Consider the following 4,907-nt stretch of genomic DNA (forward strand, 5'->3'; position numbering starts at 1 on the left):
TCGGCGAAGCGTTCGTCGAGCGAGGCACCGTCGGCCCTGATCACGTAGGGGCCCTTGATGTCTGCTCGGGCCAGCGTCCAAATGATCTGTGCAGCAACCAATTGCCGGCTGCGCGGATCGGCGACCGTCAGCAACTCCAGATCGATGCGGGCTCCGCCGTAGCCTCGGCCAACACCGCTCTTGCCGCCGTCGGCGCGGGTCACCGGTCCGCGCAGCCGCACCGGAGGTGTCAGCATGTTGTGCACGCTCTTGACCATCTCCGGGCGCGGGCCCGCGATCAGCTTGGAGACCAGCTCAGTGGCCAGCTGATCGCGGTCGGACACCGCGACATAGCGCGGATCCGGCACGACCGTCTTGCCGGTCGGGTCGGAGAAATACAGCGTGTTGCGCTTGTAGGTGGCCTGGAACTGCTGCCAGTCCAGGAAGACCCCGTTGGGCAGCTTGTCGATGCGCCAGCCGCCCGGCGTCTTGACCAGCTCGATCGGACCGGGATCGGGCAGCTGCCCCTCGGCGGTCTCGAACACGCCCATGTCGGACAGCGAACCGAGCTTGTCGGCGCGCATCGCGACCGAAACCCGTTCGGTGCTATGGGTTTCGACGAACACCACGTGGTCGATCAACAGCGCGCTACCGGCGTCGTCCCACGCATCCGACGCCGACCGGGTCAAGAACTGTCGAGCCGCCAGGTGCCGGTTGGCCGGATCAGCGGTGGCTTTGAGGAATTCGCGCAGCAGCCGATCGGGATCCATGCCGGGCGTCGGCTTGGGCAGGTTCGCCGGCGCCGGACGTTCGACGGTGCCGATGGCCTGTGGCGCCGATGCGCTCGGCACACCCGCGCAGCCCGCCAGCACGACGACCGCGGCGAGCAGCGGACCCAGTCGCCGCATCACGCTCCGCGCTCCGCGTGTTCGCGCTGCCGGACCTTGCCGTCTTTGCGGTCGGGGGCAATAGGTTTCATCGGCAGTGGGCTGGTGGTGACCTTGTGTCCCCGTATCAGCGGCAGGGTGAGCCGGAAGCAGGCGCCGTTGCCGGGCTCGCCCCAGGCCTCCAGCCGGCCCTGGTGCAGTCGCGCATCCTCGACGCTGATCGCCAGCCCGAGCCCGGTTCCGCCGCTGCGCCGCACCCGCGACGGGTCCGACCGCCAGAACCGGCTGAACACCAGCTTCTCCTCGCCCGGCCGCAGCCCGACGCCGTAGTCGCGGACGGTGACCGCAACGGTGTCCTCGTCGTAGGCCATCCGGATCCGCACCGGCTTGTGCTCGGCGTGGTCGATCGCATTGGCGATCAGGTTGCGCAGAATCCGCTCGACCCGGCGTGGATCGACTTCGGCGATCACGTCTTCGTCCGGCATGTCGACGATCATCTGGACGCCTGCGTCCTCAGCCAGGTGACCGACATTGCTCAGCGCGCTGTTGACGGTGGTCCGCAGATCGACTGCCTCCACGGACAATTCGGCCACACCGGCGTCGTGGCGGGAGATTTCCAGCAGGTCGCTGAGCAGCGACTCGAACCGATCCAGCTCGTTGACCATCAGCTCGGTGGATCGTCGCAGCGCCGGGTCGAGGTCCTCGCTGTGGTCGTAGATCAGGTCGGCGGCCATCCGCACGGTGGTCAGCGGGGTGCGCAGTTCGTGGCTGACGTCGGAGGTGAACCGGCGCTGCAGGTTGCCGAATTCCTCGAGTTGGGCGATCTGCCGGGACAGGCTTTCGGCCATGTCGTTGAACGACACCGCCAGCCGGGCCATGTCGTCTTCGCCATTGATCGGCATCCGCTCGGACAGGTGCCCGTCGGCGAATCGCTCGGCGGTCCGCGCCGCCGCCCGCACCGGTACCACCACCTGCCGGGTAACCATCCACGCGATACCGGCCAGCAGCACCATCAACACCAGGCCGCCGGTGGCCATCGTGCCGCGGACCAGTGCGATCGTGCTCTGCTCGTTGCCGAGCGGGAAGACCAGGTACAGCTCGAGATTGTTCACCCGTGACATCGTCGGCGTGCCGATCACCAACGCCGGGCCGGAGAAGCCCTCGGTGTGCACCGTCGCATACTGGTAGGCCACCTGCCCGGCCTTCACGAATTCGCGCAGTGTGTCGGGCAACTGGTCGACCGGCCCGGCCGAGGCGGCGGGCCGCGGACCATCGCCGGGTACCACCAGAACGGCGTCGAACGCGCCGGCCAGGCCGGCTCCGGAGGTCGGGTCGGTCTTCGACGTCAAGGTGTTGCGGGCCAGCTGCAGGCTGCTGTCCAGTGAGCGCGCCTCTTCCCCGCTGACGATTCCGCTGACCGTGGCGCGGGCCCGGTCGATCTGCTCGGTCGCGGCGCGGACTTTGACGTCAAGCACGCGGTTGGTGACCTGGCTGGTCAGCGTGAAGCCGAGCGCGAGGATCACCGCCAGGGACATGCCAAGCGTCAGAGCGAGCACCCGAAGTTGCAACGAGCGGCGCCAGGCCACGCCGAGGGCGCGGCTCAACGTACCCATGCCCCGCATCACCGGGCCCGAACGACCCGAACGACCGCGAAAACGTGGCTTCGAGCCAAAGATCACCGGCGCCGCTCCTCAACATCGCGACGCTCGTGAGCTCTGTGCCGCTCCTCTGCATCGCTACGCTCTGCGTCGTCGCCGGCACGGCTCACGGCGGTCCGGCCTTGTAACCCACTCCTCGAACGGTCAGCACAACGGTCGGGTTCTCGGGGTCTTTTTCGACCTTGGCCCGTAGACGCTGAACGTGCACGTTCACCAGGCGGGTATCCGCCGGGTGCCGGTATCCCCAGACCTGTTCGAGCAGCACATCACGAGTAAACACCTGGCGCGGTTTGCGCGCCAACGCCACCAGCAGGTCGAACTCCAGCGGCGTTAGCGAGATCTGCTCGCCGTTGCGGGTGACCTTGTGGGCTGGCACGTCGATGTCCACGTCGGCGATCGAGAGCATCTCGGCCGGCTCGTCTTCGTTGCGCCGCAGCCGCGCCCGCACCCGGGCGACGAGCTCCTTGGGCTTGAACGGCTTCATGATGTAGTCGTCGGCACCGGACTCCAGGCCGAGCACCACGTCGACGGTGTCGGTCTTGGCCGTGAGCATCACGATCGGGACGCCCGAGTCGGCACGCAGTACCCGGCACACGTCGATGCCGTTCATGCCCGGCAGCATCAAGTCCAGCAACACCAGGTCGGGCCGCAATTCGCGCACCGCGGTCAGCGCCTGGGTGCCATCACCAATGACGGCGGTGTCGAACCCTTCCCCCCGCAGCACAATGGTCAGCATCTCGGCCAGCGACGCGTCGTCGTCAACCACGAGAATCCTTTGCCTCATGGTGTCCATGGTGTCACCAGATCGGAACAAAACGGGGCTACCACGCGCGTGTTTCTCGCACCTATTACCACAGCCGTTCCACGCCGGGTAGACGTTAGGCCGTTAACTGGGCCGCCAGCCGGCCCGGATCGACCTCGGCGTCGACCACCAACCAGCGCCCGGCCCAGCCCGCCGCGGCCAGCCCGGCATACACCGCGCCGGTGCGCTGCTGCAGGCCGGCGTCGCGTTCGTAGGCGTCACGCTCCCGGCTGGCATCGAGGGTGGCCCGGTGGCGGGCACGCTGATCGGCCAACTCGGACGAGACACCCAACAGCACCTGCCAGTCCGGCACCGGAAGCTGCAGTCGGCCGTATTCGATGTCGTGCACCCAGCCGACCACTTCGCCGTCGGCCAGCTGGTGCAAACGCGCGGCGCTGTACGCGGCGTTGGAGGCCACATAGCGGTCCAGAATCACCGCGTCGTGGTGACGACACAGGTCGCGAATCTCGTCGGCTCCCCCGGCGCGGTCCAGCGCGAACAGCATCGCCATCGCGTACACCGAAGTGGCCAGGTCGCCGTGTTGACCGTGCAATGCCTCGGCGGCCACGTCGGCGGTCACCGATTGCCCGTATCGCGGGAACGCCAGTGTGGCCACCGATTTCCCGGCAGCCTTCCACGCTGCGCGCAGGCCTTCGGTGAGCGTTCGCTTGCCGGCGCCGTCAACCCCCTCAATAGCAATCAGCACGGCGCGAGCCTAGTCGCGCCATGCTGATCGTGAAGCTGCAGTCACGCTCGATGCCGAACGTGAAGTTGCGTTCACGCTCGGCAGCCGAAGCGGTAACTCAGTAGCGGTAGTGGTCCGGCTTGTACGGGCCGTCGACGTCGACGCCGATGTACTCGGCCTGCTCCTTGGTCAGCTTGGTGAGCTCGCCGCCGAGGGCTTCCACGTGGATGCGGGCCACCTTCTCGTCGAGGTGCTTGGGCAGGCGGTAGACCTCGTTGTCGTACTCGTCGTTCTTGGTCCACAGCTCGATCTGCGCGATGACCTGGTTGGAGAAGCTGTTGCTCATCACGAACGACGGGTGTCCGGTGGCGTTACCGAGGTTCAGCAGCCGGCCCTCGGACAGCACGATGATCGACTTGCCGGTGTCCCCGAAAGTCCACAGGTCGACCTGCGGGCGGATGTTGACCTTGGTGGCACCCGACTTCTCCAGCCGCGCGATCTGGATCTCGTTGTCGAAGTGGCCGATGTTGCCCAGGATCGCCTTGTCCTTCATCGCCTTCATGTGCTCGAGGGTGATGATGTCCTTGTTGCCGGTGGTGGTGATGACGATGTCAGCCTCGCCGATCACGTCCTCCACCCGCTTGACGTCATAGCCCTCCATCAGCGCCTGCAGCGCGTTGATCGGGTCGATCTCGGTGACTGTCACCCGCGCACCCTGGCCGGCCAGCGAGTCCACCGAGCCCTTGCCGACGTCGCCATAGCCGCAGATCAGCACCTTCTTGCCGCCGATCAGCACATCGGTGCCGCGGTTGATGCCGTCGATCAGCGAGTGGCGGCAGCCGTACTTGTTGTCGAACTTCGACTTGGTGACCGAGTCGTTGACGTTGATCGCGGGG

Annotated in this window: 5 protein-coding genes; all 5 read right to left on the minus strand. The window is 66.9% G+C overall.

The features are described 5' to 3' along the window. Positions 1-887: GerMN domain-containing protein (locus WAN02_RS20755; RefSeq protein WP_422266104.1), on the minus strand; the 887-nt coding region annotated here is incomplete at its 3' end. After that, entirely contained in the window at positions 887-2,545 is a 1,659-nt protein-coding gene (gene mtrB, locus WAN02_RS20760) for an MtrAB system histidine kinase MtrB (protein WP_422266105.1), read from the minus strand. The genes WAN02_RS20755 and mtrB, both read right to left, overlap by 1 nt. An 85-nt stretch (positions 2,546-2,630) precedes the next feature. Then, a complete protein-coding gene (gene mtrA, locus WAN02_RS20765) occupies positions 2,631-3,317 on the minus strand; it encodes a two-component system response regulator MtrA (protein ID WP_065016641.1) in 687 nt (228 codons plus the stop codon). A gap of 85 nt (positions 3,318-3,402) precedes the next feature. Further along, a complete protein-coding gene (locus tag WAN02_RS20770; protein WP_422266106.1) occupies positions 3,403-4,032 on the minus strand; it encodes a dTMP kinase in 630 nt (209 codons plus the stop codon). 97 nt (positions 4,033-4,129) lie between these two features. Beyond that, the coding region (locus tag WAN02_RS20775) for an adenosylhomocysteinase (RefSeq protein WP_422266107.1) at positions 4,130-4,907 on the minus strand (778 nt) is incomplete at its 5' end.

Origin of the sequence: Mycobacterium sp. (genome assembly GCF_049281135.1) — a bacterium.
Lineage (GTDB): Bacteria > Actinomycetota > Actinomycetes > Mycobacteriales > Mycobacteriaceae > Mycobacterium.